Genomic DNA, 25,595 nt, shown 5'->3' on the forward strand with positions numbered 1-25,595 from the left:
CGCCCTGCCTGCCGCCCGCGCGGCCCGCCGCCGCCTCGCGGACACGCTGAGCGCGGTGGCGTGAGCCGGGTCCTGCCTCCATGACCCGCCGCCTCGGGGGCACGCTAGGAGCGGTGGCGTGAGTCCTGTCCTGGCTCCCGCCCGGACGGTCAACCGCCGCCACACGGACAAGCTGAGCGCGGTGGCCTGACTCCAACCCGGCGCCGGGCCCTCAGCCCCCGTAGGGATTCTGCGGCGGATACGGCGGCTGCGGGACGTACGGGTTCTGCGGTCCGGGCTGGTAGGGTCCGCCGCCCGGGCCCGGTGCGTAGGGGTGACCGCCGGGGCCCGGGACGTACGGATGGCCGCCCGCGCCCGGCATGTACGGGGGCTGAGGGCCCGGGGCGTACGGGGTGCCGCCGCCCATCGTGGGGTGCGGGTGGCCGTACGGGTGGCCCTGGGGCGGCACGTGCGGCAGGCCCGTCGGCGGCATCGGCGCCGGGTGGGCCGGGATCGGCGGCAGGCTCGCGGGGTGCGTGCCCAGCCGGATGCCGTAGCGGCGCTTCAGCCGGCCGGTCTCCGCCAGGGCGATCGCCGTGACCGTGACCGGGGCGCCCAGGATGAAGACGATGCCCATGGTGAAGCTGAGCCCGTGCAGGTCCCCGGTGACCAGGTCGGGAAGGGCGGTGAGCCAGCTCGTCACCGTGGCCAGCAGCGCCGGCAGACAGCGGTGCACGGCGGCCGTGCCGAAGAAGTTGCCGCAGACCCGGAAGGCCCCTTGGCCGACGAAGACGAGACCCCACATCATCACCGCGCCCACGCCCAGGATCACCAGCGGATTGCCCGCCGACGTGTTCACCACCTGCGCCATCACCACGAGCGCCACGACACAGCCGACGAACAGCAGAAGCAGCTTGAGGGAGTTCAGCAGCGGCACGCGCAACTGCCGTGCGGTACCGGTGCGCCGCCACACGAACAGCATCACGCCGACCGTCAGCGGGGTGAGGAACAGCAGCACGGCGGCCGCGGTCAGCGCGTTCTCCAGCAGCTCGTCGATGCCGAAGCCGCCCTCGATGAAGGTGTAGACACCGAGCGAGGCGACCGCCCCGGCGATGACCCGGAATCGCTTCAGCCGTTCGACCGTCGGATCGAGCGAGTCGGGGATCCAGACGGGGTGGAACACGGCGCGGGCGATCTTGTGGGGCTTCAGTAAGGTCCGCGCCGTCAGCGGCCCGCCGATCCAACCACCGTGCGTACGTGCCACTTTGTGCTCCCCCGAGCGATCGCCGTGCTGACCGGCTGCTGACCGGTTGTTGATCGCCGGGGATTCTACGGGAAGCGGACGGCACCCCGCCGCCCGCTTCCGCGCACCGCGCTCACGAACGGCCGCGCAACTCCCGGTAGGTGCCGACGAGCGCCGTGGTCGAGGCGTCCAGACCCTGCACCTCGGCCCCCTCGGTGAGGGCGGGTTCGATGCGCTTGGCCAGGACCTTGCCCAGCTCCACGCCCCACTGGTCGAAGGAGTCGATGTCCCAGACGGCGCCCTGCACGAACACCTTGTGCTCGTAGAGCGCGACCAACTGCCCCAGCACCGACGGCGTCAGCTCCCGGGCCAGGATCGTGGTCGTGGGATGGTTGCCGCGGAACGTCTTGTGCGCCACCAGCTCCTCGGGCACCCCCTCCGCCCGTACCTCCTCGGGCGTCTTGCCGAAGGCGAGGGCCTGCGTCTGCGCGAAGAAGTTCGCCATCAGCAGGTCGTGCTGCGCCTTGAGTTCGTCACCGAGCTCGGCGACCGGCTCGGCGAACCCGATGAAGTCCGCCGGGATCAGCTTGGTGCCCTGGTGGATCAACTGGTAGTACGCGTGCTGCCCGTTGGTCCCGGGCGTGCCCCACACCACCGGCCCCGTCTGCCAGGCGACCGGGCGGCCCTGACGGTCCACCGACTTGCCGTTGGACTCCATGTCCAGCTGCTGCAGATACGCGGTGAACTTCGACAGGTAGTGCGAGTACGGCAGTACCGCGTGCGACTGCGCGTCGAAGAAGTTGTTGTACCAGACGCCCAGCAGGCCCAGCAGCAGCGGCGCGTTGGCCTCCGCCGGCGCGGTCCGGAAGTGCTCGTCGACCAGCCGGAACCCGTCCAGCATCTCCCGGAAGCGGTCCGGGCCGATGGCGATCATCAGCGACAGGCCGATCGCCGAGTCGTAGGAGTACCGGCCGCCCACCCAGTCCCAGAACTCGAACATGTTCGCCGTGTCGATCCCGAACGCGGCGACCTTCTCCGCGTTCGTCGACAAGGCGACGAAGTGCTTGGCGACGGCGGCTTCGTCGCCGAGGGCGTCCAGCAGCCACTGCCGGGCGGAGGTGGCGTTGGTGACCGTCTCGATGGTGGTGAACGTCTTGGAGGCGATGATGAACAGTGTCTCCGCGGGGTCCAGGTCCCGGATCGCCTCGTGCAGATCCGCCCCGTCCACGTTGGACACGAACCGGAACGTCAGATCCCGGGCGGTATAGGCGCGCAGCGCCTCGTACGCCATGGCCGGGCCCAGATCCGATCCGCCGATCCCGACGTTGACGACGTTGCGGATCCGCCGGCCGGTGTGACCGGTCCACTCACCGGAGCGCACGCGTTCGGCGAAGCCGGCCATCTTCTCCAGCACCGCGTGCACACCCGGCACCACGTTCTCGCCGTCGACCTCGACCACCGCGTCCCGCGGCGCGCGCAGCGCGGTGTGCAGCACCGCCCGCCCCTCGGTCGTGTTGATCTTCTCCCCGCGGAACATGGCGTCCCGCGACCCGAACACATCCGTCGCCGCCGCCAGCTCCCGCAACAGCGCCAGCGTCTCGTCGGTCACCAGATGCTTCGAGTAGTCGATGTAGAGGTCACCGACCTGGAGGGAGTATGCCGTGCCGCGGCCGGGGTCGGCGGCGAACAGCTCGCGCAGCTGCACCTCGCCGAGTTCCTCACGGTGCTTGGCCAGGGCATTCCACTCGGGTGTCTGGTTGAGCCTGGTACGGCCGTCTGCGTTCATCTCGGACTTCAGCCTTCTTCCTTGCTGCCTGTGCTGCGTACCTTGCCCCGCTGCCGGTCCCAACCTAATTGATCAGCGGTGGACGTGAGCTGTCGTGGCACCGTCGTCCGGCGCAACAACAGGTACGTCCGGCCGGCGCACGGGTATCAGCGCGGCGACGGACAGCACGAAGAAGCAGGCCGCGAGCAGCGCCGGGGTGTTCGGCCCCCACGCGTCTGCCACGGCTCCCCCGAGCAGCGCGCCCAGGGGCGCCCCGGCGACCGCGAGGGTGCGGTGCGCGGAGCTGACCCGGCCGAGCATCTCGGCGGGACTGCGGGCCTGCAGCAGCGTGGTGGTGTTGACGTTCCACAGCATGCCCATGAACCCGAAGACGGCCAGGGCGGCGACCAGGACGCCCAGGTGGCGCACCGATCCCATGGCGACGAGCGCCGCCGTCTGCGCGCTGCCCGCGAGGAGCACGGCCCGCGTCCGCCCGAGCCGGGCGACCAGCCGTCTGTTGGCCGCTCCCCCGGCGAGGCTGCCGACCGTGTAGGCGGTCAGGGCGGCGGCGTAGCCGGTGCTGCCCGCGTCGAGCCAGCCGGTCACCAGGATGACCAGGGTGGCGATGAGGGCGCCCATGCCGGTGTTGCACAGCGCGGTGGCCGCGCACAGTGCGCGCAGGGCCCGGTCCCCTACGAGGGTGCGCAGACCCTCGGCGATCTCCCGGCGCAGGGTGCTGCCCGCGGGTCTCGGTGTGCGCTCGGGCGCGGGGGCGGCCAGTGAGGCGATCAGGGCGGCGGCCAGCAGATAGGTGGCCGCGTCGACCGCGAACGGCGCGGCGGCTCCTGCGGTCAGCAGCAGCGGGACGGCGGGTCCGCCGAGCAGTCCGCCGGCCAGGCGCTGGCCGGTCATCAGGCGGGCGTTGGCGCTGCCGAGGGCGTCCCGGGGCACCAGGGAGGGCAGCAGGGCGGTGGCGGCGTTGTCGAAGAGGGTCTGCAGGGTGGTCAGGGTGAACGCCAGGGCGATCAGCAGCCCGATGGAGGCGTGGCCGAGCGCGACGGCCACGGCGAACGCCGCGACCAGCAGCCCGCGCAGCACGTCGACCGTCCACATGGCCCGCCGCTGGTCCACCCGGTCGGCGACCGCGCCGCCGAGCAGGCCGAAGACGATCCAGGGAAGATAGCCGCAGGCGGTGACGGAGGCGATGAGCAGGGGCTCGTCGGTCAGGGTGACGGCGAGCAGGGGCAGCGCGGCGGTGCGCAGGGCGTCGCCGAAGCTGGACAGCGTGGCCGCGGCCCACAGCCGTCCGAATCCCCCGCGCCACGCGGGCGCACAGGTGCCCGCGGCCTCGATCGTCGTCACAACTCCCCCTCACGGTTCGCCGATTCACAAACCGTAGAGGGCACCACTGACAATCGATGCGCGAGCTTCTCCGGCCGGCGGCCGGAGAAACGACTGCGACCAGGCGTTTCTCAGGAGCCCGGCCGGTCGTCAATGACTAGATCTCGCCCCGCAGTTTGGCGAGCGCCTCGGCGAGGATCGCCTCGCCGTCCGCGTCGCTGCGCCGCTCCCGTACATACGCGAGGTGCGTCTTGTAGGGCTCGGTGCGCGGCGGGTCCGGCGGGTTGTCGCGGTCCTGACCGGCCGGAAAGCCACAGCGGGGGCAGTCCCAGGTGTCGGGCACCTGCGCGTCGCTGGCGAAGCTCGGCTGGGTCTCGTGTCCGTTGGAGCACCAGAAGGAGACGCGCAGCCGCGGCGCGGACTCGCCGCGCTCGGCCTCGCCCATCGGCCCCGCCCCGACCCGGCTTCCCCGGATCGCGTTGCCACTTGCCACGGTCGTAACTCCCTGCGTGATGGTGCCGCGAAGCGAGTCGGCGTTCCGCTTCGCTGCGAGCGCCTCAGTCTACGTAAGGCCCAACGCGCGTCCAGTGATTGGAGTTACACAGGCCCCGCTCCCAGACGCAAGCCCCATGATAGGCCGCGCGGTGCCGCGCGTACCGAACATGGGGCCTTACGTACGGAATGCGGAGGGGATACGCACGAAAAGCGTGCGGTATGCGCCTCGGCTCAGTTGTTCACCTTCATCATGATGCCGAGCGCCACGATGCACGCGAACCACAGCAGACCGACCACGACGGTGATCCGGTCGAGGTTGCGCTCGGCGACCGAGGAGCCGCCGACGGAGGACTGCATGCCACCACCGAACATGTCGGAGAGGCCGCCGCCCTTCCCCTTGTGCATCAGCACCAGCAGCATCAGCAGCAGGCTGAAGACGATCAGGGCGATGGAGAACCCCATAACCACGGCTGGACCAACTTCCTCGGATTCGGATGGACGACGGGGCCCAGCATCTTCTGCTGGACCCCGCAAGGGTACGACGGATCGCCGCTACCGCATACTCACGGCCGCGGCCCTCCGGCTCACTGGTCGCGGAAGCGGACGATCTTGACGAACTCGTCGGCGTCCAGGGAGGCGCCGCCGACCAGGGCGCCGTCGATGTCGGCCTGCGCCATGATCTCGGCGACGTTGCCGGCCTTGACGGAGCCGCCGTACTGGATGCGGATCTTGTCGGCCACGTCCTGGCTGTACAGCTCGGCGAGCTTGCCGCGGATGGCGGCGCAGACCTCCTGGGCGTCCTCGGCGCCGCAGACCTTGCCGGTGCCGATGGCCCAGACGGGCTCGTAGGCGATCACGATGGTCTCGGCCTGCTCGGCGGGGACGTCCTTGAGGCCGCCCTCGACCTGCGTGAGCGTGTGGGAGACGTGGTTGCCCGCCTCACGGACCTCCAGCTCCTCGCCGACGCACAGGATGGGGGTGATCCCGTGCTTGAAGGCGGCCTTGACCTTGGCGTTCACGATCTCGTCGGTCTCGCCGTGGTACTGGCGCCGCTCGGAGTGCCCGATCGCGACGTAGGTGCACTTCAGCTTGGCCAGCATCGGGCCGGAGATCTCGCCGGTGTAGGCACCGGAGTCCTGGGCCGAGATGTCCTGGGCGCCGTACTTGATCTTCAGCTTGTCGCCGTCGACCAGGGTCTGCACGGAGCGCAGGTCGGTGAAGGGCGGCAGGACGGCGACCTCGACGGCCTCGTAGTCCTTGTCGGCCAGGGCGAAGGCGAGCTTCTGGACGTGCGCGATGGCCTCGAGGTGGTTGAGGTTCATCTTCCAGTTGCCCGCCATCAGCGGCGTGCGCGTGCTCATAAAGGGTCAGTCCTCCAGTGCGGCGAGGCCGGGGAGCGTCTTGCCCTCGAGGTATTCGAGGGAGGCGCCGCCTCCGGTCGAGATGTGGCCGAATGCGGTCTCGTCGAAGCCCAGGGTGCGGACGGCCGCGGCGGAGTCGCCACCGCCGACCACGGTGAAGCCCGGGGAGTCGAGGAGGGCCTGGGCGACCGCCTTGGTGCCCTCGGCGTAGTCGGGGTGCTCGAAGACGCCCATGGGGCCGTTCCAGAAGACGGTGGCCGCGTCGGCGAGCTTCGAGGCGTAGAGCTTGCGGGTCTCCGGACCGATGTCCAGGCCCTCCTGGTCGGCGGGGATGGCGTCCGCGGCGACGGCGGTGGGGTTGGCCGGTGCCTTGGTCTTCAGATCCGGGAAGTCGGCGGCGACCAGCGCGTCGACCGGCAGGACCAGTTCGACGCCCTGCTTCTCGGCGCGCTCCATGTACTCCGTGACGACCGGGATCTGGTCCTCCTGGAGGAGCGACTTGCCGACCTCGTAGCCCTTGGCCTTGAGGAAGGTGTACGCCATGCCGCCGCCGATGAGGAGGCGGTCGGCCTTGCCGAGCAGCTGGTCGATGACGGCGAGCTTGTCCGAGACCTTGGCGCCGCCGAGGGCGACGACGTAGGGCCGCTTGACGTCCTCGGTGAGCTTCTTCAGGACGCCGACCTCGGTGGCGATGAGGTGGCCGGCGTAGTGCGGGAGCTTCTTCGGCAGGTCGAGGACTGAGGCGTGCCCCCGGTGCACCGCGCCGAAGCCGTCACCCACGTAGACGTCGGCGAGGGCGGCGAGCTGGTCGGCGAAGGCGGCGCGTTCGGCGTCGTCCTTGCTGGTCTCGCCGGCGTTGAAGCGCAGGTTCTCGATGACCGCGACCTGGCCGCCGGCGAGGCCGGCGACGGTCGAGGTGGCGGACTCGCCGACGGTGTCCGTCGCGAACGCCACGTCGGCGCCGAGGAGTTCACCGAGGCGGGCGGCGGCGGGGGCGAGCGAGAAGGCGGGGTCCGGGGCGCCCTTGGGGCGGCCCAGGTGCGAGGCGACGACCACGCGGGCGCCCGCGTCGGCGAGGGCCTTGACGGTGGGCAGCACGGCGCGGATGCGGCCGTCGTCGGTGATGGTGGTGCCGTCCAGCGGCACGTTGAGGTCGGCGCGGACGAAGACCCGCTTGCCCGCGACCCCTTCGGAGAGGAGTTCGTCGATCGTCTTCATGAGAGGGCTCCCTGCTAGAGCTCGTGTTCGCTCGTGATCGCTCGTGATCGAAAGAGGGCGACTGCTCCGATACGTGCGTCAGGGCCCGGACGGCGCGTTGGTGCGCCGACCGAGCCCTGCAACTCATATCAGGCTGCCCGCAGTGCGATCAGAGCTGGTTGCCGACGAAGACCGTGAGGTCCACGAGGCGGTTGGAGTAACCCCACTCATTGTCGTACCAGCCGATGACCTTCACGTTCTTGCCCTCCTGGACCATGGTCAGGGAGGAGTCGAAGGTGCAGGACGCCGGGGAGTTGACGATGTCGGAGGAGACGATCGGGTCCTCGGTGTAGTCGAGCAGGCCCTTGAGCTCACCCTCGGCGGCCTTCTGGAAGGCAGCGTTGACCTCTTCCTTGGTGACCTCGCGGCCGAGTTCCAGCACCAGGTCGGTGACCGAGCCGGTCGGGACCGGGACGCGCATCGCGATGCCGTCCAGCTTGCCCTTGAGCTGCGGCAGCACCAGGGCGGTCGCCTTGGCGGCACCCGTGGTGGTGGGGATGATGTTCTCGGCGGCGGCACGCGCGCGACGCAGGTCCTTGTGCGGGAAGTCCAGGATGCGCTGGTCGTTGGTGTAGGCGTGCACCGTCGTCATCAGACCCTTGACGATGCCGAAGTTCTCGTCGAGGACCTTCGCCATCGGCGCCACGCAGTTGGTGGTGCAGGAGGCGTTGGAGATGACGTGGTGGTTCGCCGGGTCGTACTTGTCCTGGTTGACGCCCATGACGATGGTGATGTCCTCGTCCTTGGCGGGGGCCGAGATGAGGACCTTCTTGGCGCCGCCGGCGAGGTGCTTGGCGGCGTCTTCCTTCTTGGTGAAGATGCCGGTCGACTCGATGACGATGTCGACGCCCAGTTCGCCCCAGGGGATGTCGGCGGGGTTGCGCTCGGAGAGCACCTTGATCGTCTTGCCGTCGACGGTGATCGTGTCGGCGGTGTGGGAGACCTCCTGCTTGAGGCGGCCCAGGATGGTGTCGTACTTCAGCAGGTGTGCGGTGGTCGCGGTGTCACCCAGGTCGTTGACAGCCACGATCTCGATGTCGGCGCCCTGTTCCAGCAGTGCCCGGAAGTAGTTGCGACCGATGCGGCCAAACCCGTTGATGCCTACGCGGATCGTCACGAACCGATCTCCTCGTTGGTACGCCGGCTCAGTGCCGGCGAGCTGTTTTGGGATGTCCCCGACCACCCCCGACCCTACCTCTCCGGGGCCCTGGTCGTGACATCGAGTTGCCCCATACCCGGCAGGGCGATCCGTACCCGTCAGTAGGGTACGGATCGCCCAGGTCCGCGTGGTTCTCGTCACTCCCGTTCAGTCGAAATGGCCGGTTATGGGGGTGTGCGGGTCGCGCTGTTCATCTGTCGCCGCCGGTGCTCATGTGTCGAGCGCGGCGAGTGCCTTGCGCAGCAGGGCCGCCCGGTCGGCGGCCGAGGTGAGGTGCTCCAGGCCGAAGCCCAGCAGCACGGTGTCGTCGGTGGTGACGGCCGCGTAGGTCCGGAACAGCGCGCCGGTGCGCGTCCAGTCCTTCAGCACGGCGGGGCTGCCCGCGGGCGGCCCGGTGACCTTCCAGGCGCCGAGGGAGGTCTCGAAGCCCTCGGTCTCGCTCGCCGTGCCGCCGACGACCAGGGAGGCCTCGTCGGCGAGGGCGCCGTGGCCGCCGCTGCCCGGGTCGGTGACGTAACTGATCGACACCTCGACCGTCTTGCCGGCGTAGGCGCTCAGGTCGAAGTTCACCTGCTGCCAGCCGCCGGAGGAGCCGGTGAGGCTGTTCCAGGAGCCGGTGGTCCCGGTCGCGGTGCAGCCGCTGTCGGCGACGGTCAGGTAGTGCTCCAGCCAGGGGTGTTCCCCGACGTAGAAGCCGCCCTCGCACTCGGCGGGCACGGTGGTGCGGGTCGCGCCGCCCGCCTCGGGCAGGGTCGTCCAGTCGTCGGCTCCGGCGGTGTGCGCCTCGACGATGACATTGTCGTAGCCCGGCTCGGTGTCCCACAGCAGCTGGGTGCGCAGGGTGGGCCGGTCGGCCGCGCTGGTGCCCGTGAGGTCGATGGTTCTGGTGAGGCGCTTGTAGCCGTCGTCGGTGTGGACGGCGGCGGCCATGTACGAGCCCGCGTACGGGCCGTACGGGTTGACCGTCCCCGGGAACTCGCCCGCGCCGGCGCTCGCGAACTGCGGGTACCTGTCGGCGGGCAGCTCGTCGGAGGTGACGCCGTAGGTGCCGGCCTTGTCCAGCGGGTTGCCCGGCGCCTCGCCGAGCGCCCCGGTGAAGCCGCCCAGCTTTCCGGAGCCGGTGAAGCCGGTGGCGCCGGAGGTCGCGCTGCGGGTGTAGGCGCCCAGGTAGTACTGGCTGAAGTCGTCGGACAGGGTGCCGCCGCCGAGGTCGACGGAGCCGCCGGCCTGCTCGCCCGCCTCGATCAGCCGGCCGCCCTCGTTGAGGAAGGCCCGCAGCTGGAGCTGGGTCGCGACGCCCGGGGTGGCCGCGCCGGTGTAGTGGACCACGGTGTCGAAGTGGCTCAGCACGCCGAGCGCGTCGGGCGCGCCCAGCTCGGCGACGTCCCACACCACGGCCCGCTCGCCGTTCGCCTTGAGCGCGTCGACGTACTTCTGCGCCTGCGTGGCCCTGGCGCCCTCCTCGGCGACGACGAGGATGTCCGCGCGGGGGCGTTCGGCCACCGTGTAGGTGAAGCGCTCGCTGGAGACGTCCCGGCCGCCCTTGGCCTCGCCGGTGAACCACACCTCCACCCGGTCACCGGGACGGGCGCCCTTCACCCTGGCTCGGTACTCGTCGAAGTACAGGTTGTCCTCGCCGCCGAACCGCTCGCCGCCCTTGAAGGCCCTGAGGTCCGCGTCCCGCGTACGGCCGCCGTCGATCCGGTACTTGAGCTCCTTGTCGCGCACGGCCTTGCGGACGACGACGGAGACCTCCTGGTCGCCGCCGCGCGCGTACGACGTGCCGAAGGCGGCCGGGGTGAAGTCGGCGGCCTTCAGACCGACCGAGGACTTCGGCTGGTCGGGGTTCGAGGCGCTCTCGGCGACGGAGAGGGCGAACGGGATGTTCTTGGCGAACTCCTGCTGGATCAGCTTCTCGTCGTCCGGGAAGGTGAAGATCGAGCGGCAGTCGCCGGGCTTCCAGGCGTCGTCCGGGTCGACCTCCGAGGCGGACTGACAGGTCGACATCTCCGGGGTGAACATCGCCATGCCGTTGACGTTGGCCGCGTGTCCGTCGGCCTCGCCGTTGGTGGTGTACAGCTCGGAGGACAGCTGCGGGTGGTAGCCGGGGATCGCCGAGTTCCCGGGCGTGCCGGCGAGCGCCTTGTAGAGGACGTCGTCGGGGGTGGGGGTGGCGACCTGCCAGCCGACGCCGTAGAGGAGGAGTTCGGCGGCGGAGTGGTAGTTGATGCCGTAGGCGAAGCCGATGCGCTTCTGGAAGGCGTCGATCGCCTTGGTCTCGGGCTCGGAGCCGGGGCTCGCGCCGCGGTAGGTCTGGCTGGTGGGGTTGGGGGACGAACCCTCGTCGTCGTAGCCCCACTTGTAGGCGAAGTTGCGGTTGAGGTCGACACCGTCGCCGGTGCTGATGGTGCCGTCGCCGTTGACGTCGCGGAGGTTCTTGCGCCACAGGCGGTTGGCGTCGTCGGCGAAGGTGTAGTCGTAGCCGTCGGGGTTGGCCGACAGGACGAACCACAGCTCGGTGGAGTCGACGATCCGCTGGACGCGCTTGTCCGTCCTGTACGTGTCCAGGTAGTGGTGCATCAGCCGCCGGGTCATCTCCGGGGTGATCCACTCGCGCGCGTGCTGGTTGGACATGTAGAGGACGGCGGGCTTGGATCCGTCCTTGGTCTTCTTCGCCTTCTTGGTGAGCTTCAGGGCGAGGATGTCCTGGCCCTTGATGGTCTTGCCGATGGAGACGACCTTGGTGAGGTCGGGGTGCTTCTGGGCGGTGCGGAGGATCTCCTCCCTCAGGCCGCCCCTGCCGCTGTACGGGCGGAACACGCCCTCGGCGGCGTCCTCGACCCGGGTCTTCGCGCGGGCGGAGATCCTGTGCTCGGTGAGCTCCACGCCCTGTTTCTCGAGTTTCTCGGCCTGCCCGGTGGTGAGGTAGACCTCGACGGTGGCGGTGCCCTGGTCGGGGACCTGCTCACCGAGTTCGTGGCCGTCCTGGCCGGCGGCCAGCAGCAGCGGTACCTGCTTGCTGGTGACGACGGCCCGGAAGACCTTGACCTCGTCGTTCTCGGCGGCCGGTGGGCCTGCCGGTTGTGCCTGGGCGACGGGTGCGAAGCCCGCTCCGCCGATGAGGAGCGCGCCGACAGCGAGGATCGATCTCGCTCTTCGTCTCATGAACCCCCCTAGGGTGGGTCCGCCACAGCAGCGAACGGATGCCAGGCTCATGACACTTCATGATCGAGTCAAGGGCGCCTTCGCGACACGCGACAGCCGGTGCCGTTCACCCAAGTGGGCGTCGGCACCGGCTGGTTGATCGCGTGTCAGGCGCGAGGCTGTCGGCCCGCGAGGTCGTCAGCCCGCGAGGTTGTCGGCCAGCTCCTCGGAGAGATTGGCCTCCGTGCCCGGGATGCCGAGGTCGGCGGCGCGCTTGTCGGCCATGGCGAGCAGCCGGCGGATGCGTCCGGCGACGGCGTCCTTGGTGAGCGGCGGGTCGGCGAGCGCGCCCAGCTCCTCCAGGGATGCCTGCTTGTGCTCCATGCGCAGCCGCCCGGCCGCGGCGAGGTGCTCGGGGACGTCGTCACCGAGGATCTCCAGCGCGCGCTGCACCCGGGCGCCCGCGGCAACGGCCGCGCGGGCGGAGCGGCGCAGGTTGGCGTCGTCGAAGTTGGCGAGGCGGTTCGCCGTGGCCCGCACCTCGCGGCGCATCCGGCGCTCCTCCCAGGCCAGCACCGACTCGTGCGCGCCGAGCCGCGTCAACAGCGCGCCGATGGCATCACCGTCACGGACGACGACCCGGTCCACTCCGCGCACCTCGCGGGCCTTGGCGGCGATCGACAGCCGGCGGGCGGCGCCGACCAGGGCGAGGGCCGCCTCCGGTCCGGGGCAGGTCACCTCCAGGGAGGAGGAGCGGCCCGGCTCGGTGAGCGAGCCGTGTGCCAGGAAGGCCCCGCGCCAGGCGGCCTCGGCGTCGCAGGTGGCCCCGGAGACCACCTGCGGGGGCAGGCCCCGGATCGGGCGGCCCCGGCCGTCCACCAGGCCGGTCTGCCGGGCCAGCTGGTCCCCGCCCGCGACCACGCGGACGACGTAGCGCGAGCCGCGGCGCAGTCCGCCGGGGGCCATCACGATCAGTTCGGAGCTGTGGCCGAAGATCTCCAGGATGTCCCGCTTGAGGCGGCGGGCCGCCATGGCGGTGTCCAGCTCCGCCTCGATCACGATGCGACCGCTCACCAGGTGGAGGCCGCCGGCGAACCGCAGAATGGCGGAGACCTCCGCCTTTCTGCAGCAGGTCCGGGTGACGGGGAGCCGGGAGATCTCGTCCTTCACCGCTGCCGTCATCGCCATGGGCCGATCCTTCCATGCATCCGAAAAATACGGTCGTACGCGGCGGCCAGCAGCTCCGGGTCGTGCCGGGGGCTTCCGTCGGGCCGGGCCACCGGCGCCAGCTCGACCGCGGCGCCGAACCGCTGGGCGGCGTCGGTGAGCGAATCGCGGTCGGGCACGGCGGCCTCGTCGGCCAGCACCACGTCCAGGGCGAGTTTAGGGGCGTGTCGTCCCAAAACCTCCAAATGACGCTGCGGGGAGAAGCCCTCGGTTTCTCCGGGCTGCGGGGCGAGGTTCAGGGAGAGTACCCGGCGGGCCTTGGTCTCGATGAGGGCGTCCCGCAGCTCGGGCACCAGCAGGTGCGGGATGACCGAGGAGAACCAGGAGCCGGGGCCGAGGACCACCCAGTCGGCGTCCAGGACCGCCTCGACGGCCTCGGGGACGGCCGGCGGGTCGTTCGGCACGAGGTGCACGGACTGCACCTCGCCGGGGGTGAGGGCGACCGTGGCCTGCCCGCGCACGGTGTCCACCTCGTCCGGGCGCTCGGGGTCGTGCCCCAGCACCCGGGCCTGGAGCTCCAGCGGCACCGCGGACATGGGCAGCACGCGCCCGTGCGCGCCGAGCAGCCGGCCCACCAGGTCCAGCGCCTTGACGTGGTCGCCGAGCTGCTCCCACAGGGCGACGATCAGCAGATTGCCGACCGCGTGTTCATGCAGATCGCCCTTGGACTGGAAGCGGTGCTGGATGACCCGGGCCCAGGTCTGGCCCCAGTCGTCGTCGCCGCACAGCGCGGCCAGCGCCTTGCGCAGGTCACCGGGCGGCAGCACGCCCAGCTCGTCGCGCAGGCGCCCGCTGGAGCCGCCGTCGTCGGCGACGGTGACGACGGCGGTGAGGTCGCCGGTGATCCGGCGCAGCGCGGCGAGCGAGGCGGACAGGCCCATGCCGCCGCCGAGTGCCACCACCTTGGGCTGAGCGCCCCTGCGGCGCGGTCTGGCGCCGCGGGCCTCGACCGGCCGGCCGGCACGCCCTTCGGGCACCGCGCGGCGCAGCCGGCTCAGCCGGGGAGTACGTCGTGTCATTCCCGTCCCATGTCCCGGTGGACGACCACCGTCTCCACGCCCTCGGCGCCGAGCCGCGCGGCCAGCTTCTCCGACATGGCGACCGACCGGTGCTTGCCGCCGGTGCAGCCGACGGCGATGGTCACATAGCGCTTGCCCTCACGACGGTAGCCCGCGGCAACGAGCCGCAGCAGCTCGGCGTAGCGGTCGAGGAATTCCTTGGCGCCGGGCTGGTTGAAGACGTACGACGCCACCTCCTCGTTGAGCCCGGTGAACGGGCGCAGCTCGGGCACCCAGTGCGGGTTGGGCAGGAACCGCATGTCCACGACCAGGTCGGCGTCGACCGGGAGGCCGTACTTGAAGCCGAAGGACATGACGGTGGCCCGCAGCTCTGGCTCCTCCTCGCCGGCGAACTGGGCGTCCATCTTGGCGCGCAGCTCGTGCACGTTGAGGCTGGAGGTGTCGATCACCAGGTCGGCGTCGCCGCGCAGCTCGCGCAGCAGCTCCCGCTCGGCGGCGATGCCGTCGACGATGCGGCCGTCGCCCTGGAGGGGGTGCGGGCGGCGCACCGACTCGAAGCGGCGCACCAGGGCGTCGTCGGAGGACTCCAGGAAGACGATCCGCCGGGTGACGCCGCGGGCGTCGAGGTCGGCGAGGGACTCGCGCAGGTTGTCGAAGAAGCGCCGGCCGCGGACGTCGACGACGACGGCGATCCGCGCCACGTTGCCCTGGGAGCGCGCGCCGAGCTCCACCATGGTGGGGATCAGCGCGGGCGGCAGGTTGTCGACGACGAACCAGCCGAGGTCCTCCAGGCACTTCGCGGCCGTCGAGCGGCCGGCCCCGGACATGCCGGAGATGATCACCAGCTCGGGGATGGCCGCCTCGGCCGGCCCGGCCTTGTCGTTGCCCGTGTTCACCTGTGCTCCGTCGTCGTGGCGTGCGTCCCGGCGGGTGTCGTCCGCGTGGGGCTCCCGCTGCGCCTGTTCTCGGTCCGCTCCGGGCCCTGTCTCGTGCTCGGTCATCTCTCCTGCCCCCGTCGTTCGTCCGGGGCGCCCGCGGACACGGGCTCCCCGGGAGAACCCGAGTCCTGGCCGGGTTCTTCCATGTCTTCCATGATCTCGCCCGTTGCCGTGTTCACGGCGGGCGCGGCGGGTGCCGCCCGGGCGAGGGCCGCGGCAATGGTCTCGGCCGTCTTGCGGCCTATGCCCGGAACCTCACAGATCTGCTCGATTGTCGCCGATCGCAGCCGCTTCACCGAACCGAAGTGCTTGATCAGCGCCTGCTTGCGGGTCTCGCCGAGTCCGGGCACGTCGTCCAGCGGGCCGGCGCGGAAGCGCTTGGCCCGCTTGGTGCGCTGGTAGGTGATGGCGAAGCGGTGCGCCTCGTCGCGTACGCGCTGGAGCAGATACAGGCCCTCGCTGGTGCGGGGCAGCACCACCGGGTCGTCGTCGCCCGGCAGCCACACATCCTCCAGGCGCTTGGCGAGACCGCACACGGCGATGTCGTCGATGCCCAGCTCGTCCAGCGCCCGCTGGGCCGCCGCGACCTGGGGGGCGCCGCCGTCGACGACGACGAGCTGGGGCGGGTAGGCGAAGCGCTTGGGCCGGCCGTCGTCCTCGGTCAGCGTGCTCGCGGGCGGCTCGGTGAGGCCGTCGGGGGCCTCGCCCTCGGCGCCGTTCTCCCCGTCGGTCCACTCCCCCGTCCGCTCCTTCTCGGCGAGATAGCGCCGGAAGCGGCGGGTGATCACCTCGTGCATGGAACGGACATCGTCCTGTCCGGCGAAGCCCTTGATCTGAAACCGGCGGTACTCGCTCTTCCGGGCCAGCCCGTCCTCGAAGACCACCATGGAGGCCACCACGTCGTCGCCTTGCAGGTGGGAGATGTCGTAGCACTCGATCCGCAGCGGGGCGCTGTCCAGGTCGAGGGCGTCGGCGATCTCCTCCAGCGCACGAGAGCGGGTGGTGAGGTCGGAGGCGCGCTTGGTCTTGTGCAGCACGAGCGCCTGCTGGGCGTTGCGCTGCACGGTCTCCATCAGCGCCTTCTTGTCGCCGCGCTGCGGGATGCGCAGCGAGACGCCCGAGCCCCGGCGCTCGGTCAGCCACTGCTGGACCGGCTCCACCGGGTCGGGCAGGGCGGGGACCAGGACCTCCCTGGGGACAGCGTCCCCGGTCTCCTCGCCGTAGAGCTGCTGCAGGGCGTGCTCGACCAGGGCGCCGGTGGTGATCTCCTCCACCTTGTCGGTGACCCAGCCGCGCTGTCCGCGCACCCGTCCGCCGCGCACATGGAAGATCTGGACGGCCGCCTCCAGCTCGTCCTCGGCGACCGCGATCAGGTCGGCGTCGGTCGCGTCGGCGAGCACGACCGCGTTCTTCTCCATGGCCTTCTTCAGGGCCTCGATGTCGTCGCGCAGGCGGGCGGCCCGCTCGTACTCCATCTCCTCGGCCGCCTCGGTCATCTGCTTCTCCAGCCGGCGGATGTACGTGCCCGTACGGCCGGTCATGAAGTCGCAGAACTCCTCGGCCAGTTCGCGGTGCTCCTCGGCGGAGATCCGGTCCACGCAGGGCGCCGAGCACTTGCCGATGTAGCCGAGCAGACAAGGGCGGCCGGTGCGCGCGGCGTTCTTGAACACGCCGGCCGAGCACGTACGCACCGGGAACACCCGCAGCAGCAGGTCGACGGTGTCGCGGATCGCCCACGCGTGCGCGTACGGCCCGAAGTACCGCACGCCCTTCTTCTTGTGACCGCGCATCACCTGCACGCGCGGGAACTCCTCGTTCATCGTCACCGCGAGGTACGGATAGCTCTTGTCGTCGCGGTACTTGACGTTGAACCGGGGGTCGTACTCCTTGATCCAGGAGTACTCCAGCTGGAGCGCCTCGACCTCCGTGGACACCACCGTCCACTCCACGGACGCGGCCGTCGTCACCATGGAGCGGGTACGCGGGTGCAGCCCGGCGAGGTCCTGGAAGTAGTTCGCCAGGCGCTGACGCAGGCTCTTCGCCTTTCCGACGTAGATCACCCGGCGGTGCTCGTCACGGAACCGGTAGACCCCCGGCGAGTCGGGGATCTCGCCCGGTTTGGGGCGGTAGCTGGAGGGGTCGGCCATGAGTCACACCCTACTGGCGGGGACCGACACTCCGGCGGGCCTGTGGACAGCCGCTTCGTGAGTCCGTGGGGTCCTGGCCAGGTCCTCGGAAGGTTACGAGCGGTGGCGAGCGGGAAGGTGGGGGTTCCGTCCTTCGGCGAGCGTCGGGCGGTCACGGACGAAGGGCGGTCGGATGCGACGGACGCGGATCGAGAAGACACGACAGCCGGCCCGAAACCGACGATACGAGGACGAGACACCCGCTCACGGCTCCGCGCAGGGACCGTCCTCGCTGCGGGCGTCCCTCGATCCACGCGACCCGGACATCGTGCGCGCCAAGCGCCTCACCGCACGGGACGGTGACGGGAGCGGCCGCGCGTAGGCCATCGGCACGCCGGGGAGCGGCCGCGCGTAGGCCGGTCCTCGCCGATGTGTGTCGCTGTTGGGGCTCAGGTGTTGTCGGGGCTAGGTCAACACGCTTCAATGCGGGGGAACTCGGGGACCTGAACGGCCGCGTACGGATGTGAAGACTCCGCCGCGCGCCGACGGGGACGGCCCGGGGTGCCCCGCGCGAACGGTCTGACCAGCCGTTGTGGACATTCACAGAAAGGCCCCTGCATGCCGCACGCCACATCGCACGCGGACGTCGCCACCGTGGAACTGGACTCGGCCCTGCGCGGCGGCCCCTTCCACGTCGCCCTGCGGGCCGCGATCGCCGCACGCGGGCTGCCTCTGCAGCGCGTGCAGCACCATCTCTCGCGCCACGGCGTGAAGGTGGGCGTCACGAGCCTGAGCTACTGGCAGCAGGGCGCCCGGCGCCCTCAGCGCCCGGAGTCGTTGCGTGCCGTACGGGCGCTGGAGGAGATACTCCAGCTGCCCGAGGAGTCACTGATCCGGCTGCTCGCCGAGTCCGGCTCCGGCGAGGACCCGGCGGGCCGCTCCGGGGGCCGGTCCTACCGCTCCCTCGTCGAGGCCACGGGCGTCGTTGACCGGCTCCTGGGCGAGCTGGGCGCCCCGCGGGGCAGCGGGCTGCACACCCTGGGGCTGCACGAGCGGGTGCGGATCGGGGCGCGCCGCGAACTGGCGGGGCGCGAGTCGCACCACATCGTGCGCGCCCACCGCGACGGCGTCGACCGCTTCGTGGCCGTCCACCACGGCGACCCGGGCTGCACGCCCGAGCGGATGACCGTGCACGCCGTGGAGAACTGCCTGGTCGGCCGGGTGCGCCGACACGACGACTCCGGTGTGCTCGCCGCCGAGCTGCTCTTCGACACCCGGCTGCGGGCCGGTGACACCTTCCTCTTCCGCTACGCCGTCGAGGACGGCACGGCCGGGGTCTCGCACGAGTACGTGCGCGGTACGGACTCCCCCGGCGGCCAGTACGCCCTCCAGGTGTGCTTCGACGCCGGTGCGCTCCCGGTGCGCTGCCACCGGTTCACGCAGCAGTCAGCGGCCGCCCCGCGCGCGGGGCGCCAGGAACTCGCGCTCAGCGGGCGTCACCATTCGGTGCACCTGGTCGAACCGCGCGTGCGGTCGGGGTTCCTGGGGATCGCCTGGGACTGGGAGTGAACGCTCCGGAGGCGGCGGGCACGTCACGGGCACGCGGGCGGCAGGAAACGGGCACGGGGACCCCCGGTGCCCGGACCGCCGCTGCCGCGCTCAGGCGTCCGGCCTCGCGACGATCGTGCCGTTGGCGACCTCGACGGTGAGCTTCATCAGCGGTGCCACGGCCGGTTCGCGCAGCACCTTGCCGTTGGTGGCGTCGAACTCGCTGCCGTGGCAGGGGCAGATCAGCTTCGTCCCCTCCAGCTTGTTGATGGCACACCGCGCGTGCGTGCAGATGGTGCTGTACGCCGCGAGGGAGCCGTCCTCGCCCCGGCTGACCACCACGTTGTGATCCCGGTACAGCTTGGCGCTCCCCCGGGCGACCTCGCTCTCGGCGCCGAGCTCGACCGGTCCGGCCGGCCGCGCGGGCTTGTCCTCGGCGCCGGCGCAGGCGGTGAGGCCCAGTCCGGCCACGGGGGTGAGGGCGACGCCGCGCAGGACGGTACGGCGGCTCGCGGTGGGTCGGCCGGGCATGCGGTGCTCCAGGATCGAGGGCGGGACATCGGGACGATACCGGGCGTGATCAGGGGGTATGCGGGCGGGTGGCACCGCCCCCGCTCCTGCCTATCCTGGAGCGCCCTCGCGTGCGTCCGAGAAAGGAACTCCCAGTGATCGTCGTAGCCGGTGAGGCCCTGATCGATCTGGTCCCGCAGGGGGCGGGGGCGCTGGCGGCGCTCACACCGGCGCTCGGCGGCGGGCCCTTCAACACGGCGGTTGCCCTGGGGCGCCTGGGCAGCCCCACCGCCTTCTGCTCCCGGCTCTCCCGGGACGCCTTCGGTGAGGCCCTGCTGGACCGGCTGCGCGCGACCGGCGTGGACGTGTCGGCGGTGCAGCGCGGTGACGAGCCCACGACGCTGGCCGTCGCCACGGTCGGCGCGGACGGCTCGGCCGCGTACTCCTTCTACGTCGAGGGCACCGCGGACCGGCTGTTCACGGCGCCCGACGCGCTGCCGCCCGGCACCCGCGCGGTGTCCTTCGGCACCTGCTCACTGGTGCTGGAGCCGGGGGCGAGCGCCTACGAGACGCTGCTGCGCGAGGCGTCCGCGCGAGGCGTGTTCACGGCGCTGGACCCCAACATCCGGCCAGGGCTGATCGCGGATCCGGACGCGTACCGGGCCCGGTTCCGCGGCTGGCTGCCGTCGGTGTCGCTGGTGAAGCTGTCCGCGGAGGACGCCGAGTGGCTCGGCGGGAATCCGCAGGAGTGGCTGGCGGCCGGTCCGGCGGCGGTCGTGATCACCCAGGGCGGCGACGGGCTGACCGCGTTCACCGCGGACGGCTCCGTCTACTCCGTGCCCGGTGAGCGCGTCACGGTGGTGGACACCATCGGGGCGGGAGACACGGTGAACGCCGCCCTCCTGCATGGGCTGGCGGTCCGGGACGCGCTCAGCAAGGAGAAGGTGGCCGCGCTGGGCGCCGACGGCTGGACGGACCTGCTGGGCTTCGCCGCACGCGCGGCGGCGATCACCTGCTCCCGTGCGGGGGCGGAACCGCCGTACGCGCACGAGATGGAACCGCCTGCCCCGGGGGAGCGGCCGTTGCCCCGGTGACCTGTGGTCCACTGGCACCGTGACTCCCACACGGCCTCGATCGTTGCCTTTCGTGGCAGGCGTGCTGAGCTTCCCCGCTAAAGCGGGGATGGTCCGTTCCTTCGGGAGATCCTCGGCGCTGACCGCATGTGCTCCCCGCCCCAGCGGGGATGCGCCGAACCTCAGCCGCCTGCCTACCGCTTGGCTGCCGCCTTCCGGCGCCCGACGGTCTTCTTCGCCGTCCTCTTGGCCGGACCGGCAGCATCGCTGATCTTCTCCGGCTGCAGGATCTCCCGCAAAAACTTGCCTGTGTGGCTGGCCGGAACTCCCGCCACCTGCTCGGGCGTGCCCTCGGCGACGACGACGCCGCCGCCCGCGCCGCCCTCGGGGCCCATGTCGACGACCCAGTCGGCGGTCTTGATCACGTCGAGGTTGTGCTCGATGACGATGACCGTGTTGCCCTTGTCGACCAGGCCGGAGAGGACCTTCAGCAGCTTGCTGATGTCCTCGAAGTGCAGACCGGTGGTCGGCTCGTCCAGGACGTAGACCGTGCGGCCGGTGGAGCGCTTCTGGAGCTCGCTGGCGAGCTTCACGCGCTGCGCCTCGCCGCCGGACAGGGTGGTCGCCGACTGGCCGAGGCGGACGTAGCCGAGACCGACGTCGTTGAGCGTCTTGAGGTGGCGGGAGATCGCCGGGACCGCCTCGAAGAAGTGCATGGCCTCTTCGATCGGCATGTTCAGGACGTCGGCGATGGACTTGCCCTTGTAGTGGACCTCCAGGGTCTCCCGGTTGTAGCGGGCGCCGTGGCAGACCTCGCACGGGACGTAGACGTCCGGGAGGAAGTTCATCTCGATCTTGATGGTGCCGTCGCCCGCGCAGTTCTCGCAGCGGCCGCCCTTGACGTTGAAGGAGAAACGGCCGGGCATGTATCCCCGCACCTTCGCCTCGGTGGTCTCGGCGAACAGCTTGCGCACATGGTCGAAGACACCGGTGTACGTGGCCGGGTTGGAGCGCGGGGTGCGTCCGATGGGCGACTGGTCGACGTGGACGACCTTGTCGACGAGGTCGTCGCCGTCCACGCGCGTGTGCCGGCCGGGGACCGCGCGGGCCCCGTTCAGCTCGCGGGCCAGGTGGGTGTACAGGATGTCGTTGACCAGGGTGGACTTGCCGGACCCGGAGACACCCGTGACGGCGGTGAAGACGCCGAGCGGGAACGAGACGTCGATGTCCTTGAGGTTGTTCTCGCGGGCGCCGTGCACCGTGAGCTGCCGGGACGGGTCGATCGGGCGGCGGATGTCGGGCAGCGGGATGGACTTCTTGCCCGCGAGGTACTGCCCGGTCTGCGACTCGGCGTTGGCCAGCAGCTCCTTCAGGGAGCCGCTGTGGACGACCTTGCCGCCGTGCTCACCGGCGCCGGGGCCGATGTCGACGATCCAGTCGGCGGTCTTGATGGTGTCCTCGTCGTGCTCGACGACGATCAGGGTGTTGCCCATGTCGCGCAGCCGGACGAGGGTCTCGATCAGCCGGTGGTTGTCGCGCTGGTGCAGGCCGATGGACGGCTCGTCCAGGACGTAGAGCACGCCGACGAGGCCGGAGCCGATCTGCGTGGCCAGGCGGATGCGCTGGGCCTCGCCGCCGGAGAGGGTGCCCGCGGCGCGGTTGAGCGAGAGGTAGTCCAGGCCGACGTCGACCAGGAAGCGCAGCCGCTCGTTGACCTCCTTGAGCACCCGCTCGGCGATCTTCTTGTCGCGGGCGGTGAGCTTGAGCTCGCCCAGGAAGTCCGCGCAGTCGCTGATGGACATCGCGGAGACCTCGGCGATCGACTTGCCCATGATCGTGACGGCGAGGACGACCGGCTTCAGGCGCGTGCCCTCACAGGAGGGGCAGGGCACCTCGCGCATATAGCCCTCGAAGCGCTCGCGGCTGGCGTCGCTCTCGGCCTCGCTGTGCCGGCGCTTGACGAAGGGGACGGCGCCCTCGAAGGCGGTGGTGTACCGGCGTTCGCGGCCGTAGCGGTTGCGGTAGCGGACCTCGATCTGGGTCTTGTGGCCGTACAGCAGGGCCTTCTTGGCGCGCTGCGGCAGGCCGGCGAAGGGGATGTCCGTGCGGAAGCCGAGCGCGTCGGCGAGGGCGCCGATCAGCCGGCCGAAGTAGTCCTTGGTGTGGCCGTGCGACCACGGGTGGATGGCGCCGTCGTCGAGGGACTTCTCCTCGTCGGGGACGATCAGCTCCGGGTCGACCTCCATGCGCGTACCGATGCCGGTGCACTCGGGGCAGGCGCCGAAGGGCGAGTTGAAGGAGAACGAGCGGGGCTCCAGCTCCTCGAACGACAGGTCGTCGTACGGGCAGTACAGGTGCTCGGAGTACATGCGCTCGCGCTCGGGGTCGTCCTCGGGGAGGTCGACGAAGTCGAGCACGACCATGCCGCCGGACAGCCCGAGGGCGGTCTCCACGGAGTCGGTGAGGCGGCGCTTGGCGCTGTCCTTCACCGTGAGGCGGTCGACGACCACCTCGATGGTGTGCTTCTCCTGCTTCTTGAGCGTGGGCGGGTTGGAGAGCTGGATGGTCTCGCCGTCCACCCGCGCGCGGGAGTAGCCCTTGGTCTGCAGGTCGGCGAAGAGGTCGACGAACTCGCCCTTGCGCTCGCGCACCAGCGGCGACAGCACCTGGAAGCGGCTCCCCTCCGGCAGCTCCAGGACCTTGTCGACGATGGCCTGCGGCGACTGGCGGGAGATCGGCCGGGAGCACTCGGGGCAGTGCGGCTTGCCGATGCGCGCGAAGAGCAGACGCAGATAGTCGTAGACCTCGGTGATGGTGCCGACCGTGGAGCGCGGGTTGCGCGAGGTCGACTTCTGGTCGATGGAGACCGCCGGGGACAGGCCCTCGATGAAGTCGACGTCCGGCTTGTCCATCTGGCCGAGGAACTGCCGCGCGTACGAGGAGAGCGACTCCACGTAGCGCCGCTGCCCCTCGGCGAAGATCGTGTCGAAGGCCAGCGAGGACTTGCCCGACCCCGACAGGCCCGTGAAGACGATGAGCGAGTCGCGCGGGAGGTCGAGCGAGACGTTCTTGAGGTTGTGCTCGCGCGCTCCACGGACGATGAGACGGTCGGCCACGCCGGTCCGCACCTTTCTTTCAGAGAAGTGACAGGGGCGGGGCCCCCGTGCTTTCTCAGACTAGGGGGAGCCACTGACAACGCCGGTCGGATTCACGGGTTGACAACAAACCCCGGCTCTCCAGCATGCCCGACGCCACCCCCGACCATATAGCACGTGCATTCGATTTACGGCATTGCTTCACCACCTTCACCCGAAGGTGTGGCACGACTAGGGTCAGCACCATGATTGATCACGCTCATGACCTGGCGTCTGTACACACCGCGACCGAGCGGCTGCTCGCCGCCGTCGGCGCCCTGGACAACGCGGCTGTGACCCAGTCGTCACGGCTGCCGGGCTGGACCCGGGGCCATGTCCTGGCCCATCTCGCCCGCAACGCGGACGCGCTGGTGAACGTCCTCGAGGGGCGGCCCATGTACGTCTCCGGCGAGGCCCGGGACGCGGACATCGAGGCCGGTGCCCCGCGCCCGCTCGACGAGCAGCTCGCCGATGTGCGCGAGAGCGCGGAGCGCCTCCAGGAGGCGGGCCGGGCACCTCAGGACTGGTCGCGCGTCGTGGAGCTGCGCAACGGCGTCACCGACCGCGCGGCCCGGGTGCCGTTCCGGCGCTGGGTGGAGGTGGAGCTGCACCACGTGGATCTCGGTATCGGCTACGAGCTGGAGGATCTGCCGGAGGAGTTCACCGAGCGGGAGATCGACTTCCTGGCGCGGCGGTTCTCCGGGCATCAGGACGTGCCCGAGACGAACCTCGTCGCCGAGGACGGCCGCTCCTGGACCACCGGGGGCGGAGCGGAGGGCGGCCCGGTGCTGGTCGAGGGTCCGGCCGCCGACCTGCTCGGCTGGCTCGCCGGCCGCCGTGACGGATCCGGGCTGCGGGTGAAGGGCGGGGCGCTTCCGGTGCTGCCGCCGCTGTAGCCGGGCCTCGCGGTGAGCGGCTTGTCCTATCGGTCCGCGCCGGCTGCCGTGTTGGCGCCGACCGCACGACCGCGCGCCGTTGCCGCTATAGGCTGACGGCCATGACGTACAGCGGTCGGGTGACGGTCGGCGGCCCAGCCGACGTGCACGAGCTCAAGGACCTGATGATCACCAAGATCGCGGTCGGCCCCATGGACAACAACGCCTATCTGCTGCGTTGCCGGGCCACCGACGAGCAGGTGCTGATCGACGCGGCCAACGACGCGGACACCCTGCTGGGCACGATCGGTGACGACGGCATCGCGTCCGTCGTCACCACCCACCGGCACGCCGACCACTGGCAGGCGCTCGGCGCGGTCGTGGCGGCCACCGGCGCCCGTACCTACGCGGGCCGGGAGGACGCCGAGGGCATCCCGGTGCCGACCGATGTCCTGGTGGACGACGGGGACGTCATCCGCGTGGGGCAGGTCGAGCTCACCGCGCGGCATCTGGTCGGGCACACACCCGGCTCGATCGTCCTGATCTACGACGACCCGCACGGGCATCCGCATGTGTTCACCGGGGACTGTCTCTTCCCGGGCGGTGTGGGCAACACCCACAACAATCCGAAGGCGTTCGCCAGCTTGATCCATGACGTCGAGACCAAGATCTTCGATGCACTGCCCGACGAGACCTGGGTCTACCCGGGACACGGCGACGACACCACGCTGGGCGCGGAGCGCCCGCATCTGCCGGAGTGGCACGCGCGGGGCTGGTGACCGGTAAGGACCGTGCGCCTTGAGGTCAGTCCTTACGTCGGCCCTTACGCCTCGGCCTGGCCCGCACCGGCCAGCGCCGCGATCCGCTCCACCGCGAACACATAGCCCTGGACCCCGCATCCCGCGATCACGCCGTCGGCGCGCAGCGAGACGTACGAGTGGTGCCGGAACTCCTCGCGCTTGTGGATGTTGGAGATGTGCACCTCGATCACGGGCAGCCCGTCGCAGGTGTTGAGGGCGTCCAGGATCGCCACGGACGTGTGCGAGTAGGCGCCGGGATTGATCACGATGCCGCAGTGGTTCAGCCGCGCCTCGTGGATCCAGTCCACCAGCTGACCCTCGTGGTTGGACTGCCGGAGGTCCACCGTGCCGCCGTGCGCGGCCGCCGCCTTGACGCACATCGTCTCGACGTCGGCGAGCGTGTCGGAGCCGTAGATCTCGGGCTGACGCTGGCCGAGCAGGTTCAGATTGGGGCCGTTGAGGATCATGATCGGGGCGTTGGCCAGGCTGCGGGGCACGGTGCGGTTCCTCCGGTCCGTTCGGGGCGGGATGGGGTGGGGTGTCGGGAGCACTTGCTGTTCACGGTTTATCACGGTGCGTCGACCGGATGTCCGCTCCTAGC

20 protein-coding genes are annotated in these 25,595 nt (G+C 70.8%); 4 read left to right on the forward strand and 16 right to left on the reverse strand.

The genetic code is table 11. From position 1 onward, the window contains the following. Positions 1–211 precede the first annotated feature (211 nt). The 13 genes from N4P33_RS11805 to uvrC form a co-directional block, all read right to left on the reverse strand. A complete protein-coding gene (locus N4P33_RS11805) occupies positions 212–1,243 on the reverse strand; it encodes a hypothetical protein (RefSeq protein WP_260826319.1) in 1,032 nt (343 codons plus the stop codon). 112 nt (positions 1,244–1,355) lie between these two features. Then, the gene (pgi, locus tag N4P33_RS11810; RefSeq protein ID WP_260826320.1) at positions 1,356–3,008 is read right to left on the reverse strand and encodes a glucose-6-phosphate isomerase; all 1,653 of its coding nucleotides are present in this window, start codon (positions 3,006–3,008) and stop codon (positions 1,356–1,358) included. Between the two features lie 72 nt (positions 3,009–3,080). Continuing rightward, positions 3,081–4,349 (reverse strand): MFS transporter, encoded by a 1,269-nt coding sequence (locus N4P33_RS11815; protein ID WP_260826321.1) that lies wholly within the window; start codon positions 4,347–4,349, stop codon positions 3,081–3,083. Positions 4,350–4,485: 136 nt separating this feature from the next. After that, positions 4,486–4,821 (reverse strand): RNA polymerase-binding protein RbpA, encoded by a 336-nt coding sequence (locus tag N4P33_RS11820; RefSeq protein ID WP_078066843.1) that lies wholly within the window; start codon positions 4,819–4,821, stop codon positions 4,486–4,488. Positions 4,822–5,054: 233 nt separating this feature from the next. Further along, complete coding sequence (secG, locus tag N4P33_RS11825; protein WP_190096015.1) at positions 5,055–5,285, reverse strand: preprotein translocase subunit SecG; 231 nt, start codon at positions 5,283–5,285, stop codon at positions 5,055–5,057. 122 nt (positions 5,286–5,407) lie between these two features. After that, positions 5,408–6,184, reverse strand: coding sequence for a triose-phosphate isomerase (tpiA, locus tag N4P33_RS11830; RefSeq protein WP_260826322.1), 777 nt, complete (start codon positions 6,182–6,184; stop codon positions 5,408–5,410). A gap of 6 nt (positions 6,185–6,190) precedes the next feature. Beyond that, on the reverse strand, positions 6,191–7,402 hold the full coding sequence (locus N4P33_RS11835) for a phosphoglycerate kinase (RefSeq protein ID WP_260826323.1): 1,212 nt from the start codon (positions 7,400–7,402) through the stop codon (positions 6,191–6,193). A 148-nt stretch (positions 7,403–7,550) separates the two neighbouring features. Next, positions 7,551–8,558 carry a type I glyceraldehyde-3-phosphate dehydrogenase gene (gene gap / locus N4P33_RS11840; protein ID WP_260826324.1) on the reverse strand — a complete coding sequence of 336 codons (1,008 nt, stop codon included), beginning with the start codon at positions 8,556–8,558 and terminating at the stop codon, positions 7,551–7,553. 252 nt (positions 8,559–8,810) lie between these two features. After that, a complete protein-coding gene (locus tag N4P33_RS11845; protein ID WP_260826325.1) occupies positions 8,811–11,765 on the reverse strand; it encodes a M14 family metallopeptidase in 2,955 nt (984 codons plus the stop codon). A 177-nt stretch (positions 11,766–11,942) separates the two neighbouring features. Next, positions 11,943–12,932 (reverse strand): DNA-binding protein WhiA, encoded by a 990-nt coding sequence (whiA, locus tag N4P33_RS11850; RefSeq protein ID WP_086170825.1) that lies wholly within the window; start codon positions 12,930–12,932, stop codon positions 11,943–11,945. Then, complete coding sequence (gene yvcK, locus N4P33_RS11855; RefSeq protein WP_260826326.1) at positions 12,923–13,990, reverse strand: uridine diphosphate-N-acetylglucosamine-binding protein YvcK; 1,068 nt, start codon at positions 13,988–13,990, stop codon at positions 12,923–12,925. Before yvcK ends, whiA begins: the two co-directional genes overlap by 10 nt. Then, positions 13,987–14,991: an RNase adapter RapZ gene (gene rapZ / locus N4P33_RS11860; protein WP_260826327.1), complete on the reverse strand. Its 1,005-nt coding sequence runs from the start codon at positions 14,989–14,991 to the stop codon at positions 13,987–13,989. The genes yvcK and rapZ overlap by 4 nt, the downstream gene beginning before the upstream one ends. Continuing rightward, entirely contained in the window at positions 14,988–17,075 is a 2,088-nt protein-coding gene (gene uvrC, locus N4P33_RS11865) for an excinuclease ABC subunit UvrC (RefSeq protein ID WP_260826328.1), read from the reverse strand. Before uvrC ends, rapZ begins: the two co-directional genes overlap by 4 nt. A 597-nt stretch (positions 17,076–17,672) precedes the next feature. Here uvrC and N4P33_RS11870 point away from each other — a divergent pair. Next, positions 17,673–18,623, forward strand: a complete 951-nt coding sequence (locus N4P33_RS11870; RefSeq protein ID WP_260826329.1) for a hypothetical protein — start codon at positions 17,673–17,675, stop codon at positions 18,621–18,623. 90 nt (positions 18,624–18,713) lie between these two features. On the opposite strand, the gene N4P33_RS11875 is transcribed toward N4P33_RS11870, so the two are convergent. Continuing rightward, entirely contained in the window at positions 18,714–19,133 is a 420-nt protein-coding gene (locus tag N4P33_RS11875) for a ubiquinol-cytochrome c reductase iron-sulfur subunit (protein WP_260826330.1), read from the reverse strand. Positions 19,134–19,267: 134 nt separating this feature from the next. Between N4P33_RS11875 and N4P33_RS11880 the strand changes: the two genes are divergently transcribed. After that, positions 19,268–20,206: a carbohydrate kinase gene (locus tag N4P33_RS11880; protein WP_260826331.1), complete on the forward strand. Its 939-nt coding sequence runs from the start codon at positions 19,268–19,270 to the stop codon at positions 20,204–20,206. 173 nt (positions 20,207–20,379) lie between these two features. Here N4P33_RS11880 and uvrA read toward each other — a convergent pair whose 3' ends face one another. After that, positions 20,380–23,301 carry an excinuclease ABC subunit UvrA gene (gene uvrA / locus N4P33_RS11885; protein WP_260826332.1) on the reverse strand — a complete coding sequence of 974 codons (2,922 nt, stop codon included), beginning with the start codon at positions 23,299–23,301 and terminating at the stop codon, positions 20,380–20,382. 224 nt (positions 23,302–23,525) lie between these two features. On the opposite strand from uvrA, the gene N4P33_RS11890 reads away from it, so the two are divergent. Continuing rightward, positions 23,526–24,215, forward strand: coding sequence for a maleylpyruvate isomerase family mycothiol-dependent enzyme (locus N4P33_RS11890; protein WP_260826333.1), 690 nt, complete (start codon positions 23,526–23,528; stop codon positions 24,213–24,215). Positions 24,216–24,316: 101 nt separating this feature from the next. Next, positions 24,317–24,973, forward strand: coding sequence for an MBL fold metallo-hydrolase (locus N4P33_RS11895; protein WP_260826334.1), 657 nt, complete (start codon positions 24,317–24,319; stop codon positions 24,971–24,973). A 44-nt stretch (positions 24,974–25,017) separates the two neighbouring features. On the opposite strand, the gene aroQ is transcribed toward N4P33_RS11895, so the two are convergent. Continuing rightward, positions 25,018–25,491 (reverse strand): type II 3-dehydroquinate dehydratase, encoded by a 474-nt coding sequence (gene aroQ, locus N4P33_RS11900; RefSeq protein WP_260826335.1) that lies wholly within the window; start codon positions 25,489–25,491, stop codon positions 25,018–25,020. Positions 25,492–25,595: the final 104 nt, after the last annotated feature.

It is taken from the genome of Streptomyces sp. 15-116A (assembly GCF_025290915.1).
Taxonomy (GTDB): Bacteria; Actinomycetota; Actinomycetes; order Streptomycetales; family Streptomycetaceae; genus Streptomyces.

Excerpts from the sequence above, each read along its gene's own strand:
- pgi (WP_260826320.1), bottom strand. The coding sequence starts at position 3,008 with ATGAACGCAGACGGCCGTACCAGGCTCAACCAGACACCCGAGTGGAAT.
- whiA (WP_086170825.1), bottom strand. The coding sequence starts at position 12,932 with ATGGCGATGACGGCAGCGGTGAAGGACGAGATCTCCCGGCTCCCCGTC.
- N4P33_RS11870 (WP_260826329.1), top strand. The coding sequence starts at position 17,673 with ATGCCGCACGCCACATCGCACGCGGACGTCGCCACCGTGGAACTGGAC.
- N4P33_RS11845 (WP_260826325.1), bottom strand. The coding sequence starts at position 11,765 with ATGAGACGAAGAGCGAGATCGATCCTCGCTGTCGGCGCGCTCCTCATC.
- tpiA (WP_260826322.1), bottom strand. The coding sequence starts at position 6,184 with ATGAGCACGCGCACGCCGCTGATGGCGGGCAACTGGAAGATGAACCTC.
- N4P33_RS11895 (WP_260826334.1), top strand. The coding sequence starts at position 24,317 with ATGACGTACAGCGGTCGGGTGACGGTCGGCGGCCCAGCCGACGTGCAC.
- N4P33_RS11875 (WP_260826330.1), bottom strand. The coding sequence starts at position 19,133 with ATGCCCGGCCGACCCACCGCGAGCCGCCGTACCGTCCTGCGCGGCGTC.
- rapZ (WP_260826327.1), bottom strand. The coding sequence starts at position 14,991 with ATGACCGAGCACGAGACAGGGCCCGGAGCGGACCGAGAACAGGCGCAG.
- secG (WP_190096015.1), bottom strand. The coding sequence starts at position 5,285 with ATGGGGTTCTCCATCGCCCTGATCGTCTTCAGCCTGCTGCTGATGCTG.
- N4P33_RS11890 (WP_260826333.1), top strand. The coding sequence starts at position 23,526 with ATGATTGATCACGCTCATGACCTGGCGTCTGTACACACCGCGACCGAG.
- uvrC (WP_260826328.1), bottom strand. The coding sequence starts at position 17,075 with ATGGCCGACCCCTCCAGCTACCGCCCCAAACCGGGCGAGATCCCCGAC.
- N4P33_RS11835 (WP_260826323.1), bottom strand. The coding sequence starts at position 7,402 with ATGAAGACGATCGACGAACTCCTCTCCGAAGGGGTCGCGGGCAAGCGG.
- yvcK (WP_260826326.1), bottom strand. The coding sequence starts at position 13,990 with ATGACACGACGTACTCCCCGGCTGAGCCGGCTGCGCCGCGCGGTGCCC.